At 46.9% G+C, this 2,261-nt stretch carries 2 protein-coding genes; both read right to left on the reverse strand.

Annotated features, from left to right (window positions below):
- Window positions 1-101: 101 nt before the first annotated feature.
- The gene (locus FMM05_RS20835; RefSeq protein WP_143375355.1) at window positions 102-1,967 is read right to left on the reverse strand and encodes an OmpA family protein; all 1,866 of its coding nucleotides are present in this window, start codon (window positions 1,965-1,967) and stop codon (window positions 102-104) included.
- Between the two features lie 24 nt (window positions 1,968-1,991).
- The coding region (locus FMM05_RS20840) for a type IX secretion system membrane protein PorP/SprF (RefSeq protein ID WP_143375356.1) at window positions 1,992-2,261 on the reverse strand (270 nt) is incomplete at its 5' end.

The following is a 2,261-nucleotide window of genomic DNA, read 5'->3' on the forward strand; positions in this document are numbered from 1 at the left end:
ACCCCACAAAAAAAGCCCCATCATCATGATGGGGCTTTTAGGCATTTGTTGGTTTGGTTTGTTAAGCGTATGTAAATACCCGCTTGTAGTAAACCGTTGTATTATTGCTTCACGATTAGGAATTCGCTCCTCCTGTTTTGTGCATGCTCCTCTTCGGTACAAGTTGTACATTTCACTTTTGGCTCGCTTTCGCCATAACCCTGGCCTGAAATCCTTGCTTTGGCTATGCCTTTAGAGATGATGTACTGTACGGTTGATTTAGCCCTGCGGTTGGACAGGCTCATGTTGTACTGGTCGGTACCACGGCTATCCGTATGGGCTTTTACCATTACCACCATGTTAGGGTTAGCTTTCATAGCTTCTACGGCTTTGTTCAGCTCAAAAGCAGCTTCTTTGGTAATGTTGCTTTTGTTGTACTCAAAGAAGATCTCGTTAAGCACAATTTCTGTTGGCTTCACAATTTCCTGTATTGGGTTCAGGTCGGCAGCTACGTTTACCTCGCCACCTTTGGTCTTGGCTACCGGGAAGCTGTTGCCTTCGTAACCGTCGGCTATTGCCTGTACGGTGTACGCCCTGTCGCAGTCTACGTTGTAAGTCACCTTACCGTCTGCGCCTGTAGTGCGTGTCTCGATCACGTTGTTCTTCTCATCCAGTATCGCTACTTTGGCGGTTGCCAGTGGCTGGCCTGTCTTAGCATCTTTTACCATTACTATGGCCTCTACGCCACATACCGGGGTAGCGCTGTACAGTTTATCAACGCCTTCGCGGTTACTTGAAAAGAAACCGATGTTTTTGGTGGTGTTGAAGGTAAAGGCAAAATCATCCTTGCCTGAGTTTACCGGCATACCTACGTTCATGGCATCGGTACCTTTTTTAAGGTCGATCACAAATACATCTAACGATCCAAAGCCTTTGCGCCCGTCTGATGAGAAGTACAGCTTGTTGTCATCGGTAATGTACGGGAAGCTTTCTTTACCTTCGGTGTTTACCGATGGGCCTAAGTTTACAGGCTCGCCGTAGCTGTTGTTGCCGTTTATGGCTACTTTCCAGATGTCGTTACCGCCTATTCCGCCTTCCCTGTCCGATGCAAAGTAAAGCGTTTTGCCGTCTTTGCTTATCGATGGGTTACCGGTAGACCATTTCTTGTCGTTAAAAGGAAGTGGCTGCGCATCGCCCCATTTGCCGTTTTGCTTGGTAGCCCTGAAAAGGTATACCTGGCCTACTTTTAGGTTGTTTTCTTTATCCCTTTCAAACTGCTTGCTTTCCTTAAAGCTCTCACTGGCAAAGTACATGGTGTTGCCATCGGCAGATACTACCGCCGGGCCATCATGCCATTTGCTGTTGATGTCGCTTACCGGTGTTGGCTCACTAAAGGTGCCATTGGCATTGTAAGTGGCCTGGTACAGGTCAAGGTAAGGCTCTTCGGTAGCACCATAGGTCTTCCTTGCGGTGTTCCTTGAGCTCGTGAAATAGAATGTGCCGTCATCGCCAAGTACACCTCCAAAAGAGCCGTATTTCTTGTCGTTGATGTCCAGTACTTTCTCATCGAACAGTTTTGCCTGGTTGCGCAGTTTTGGAAGGTAGTTAGGGTCCTGTAAGAAGGTTTTTGCCCTGTGGTCGTTTGGCGCCATAGATGCAAATTTTGACATTTGCTTGTTGGCATCCTCATACTTGCCTTCTGCCTTTAGCATCTGGGCATATTTGTAGTACGTCTCGGCATCCTGAGGGGTCTCAGTAGCCTTGGCATACCATTTTACAGCCTCTTTGCTGTTGAACATATTGTAGTAGCTGTCTGCCAGCTGCTTGTATACGTAAGGGTCTTTTTTATCGATCTTAAGGTATTCCTGGGCTGCATCTACGTACTCATAGCGTGCGTATAGTTTATCGGCTGCCTGGGTATCCTTGCTTTGCGCCATTAATGCCGTAGTGGCGAGCATAAAACTAAGGGTAATGTATAAATTCTTCATGTGTTCTTTTATGTCGCTTTTAGGTTAGAAATAACGTGGTGAACGGGATACTTTTCTCGGGAAGTTCAAATCGAACAACAGCATGAACTCATGCGATGCAGGGGTGGTTACCTTCAGGTCTGATACGATATGGTCGTATGCATAGCCTATCCTGATGTTAGGGGTAATGGCATAGTTTACCATACCGCCAAAAGAGTCATCAAGCCTGTACGTAGCGCCGATCTCGAACTTGTCGAAGAACATCGCGTTTAACGATCCGTCGATAGACGGGTCTACACCAAAAGCTGATTTTAG

This window comes from Flavobacterium zepuense (assembly GCF_007097145.1).
GTDB lineage: Bacteria > Bacteroidota > Bacteroidia > Flavobacteriales > Flavobacteriaceae > Flavobacterium > Flavobacterium zepuense.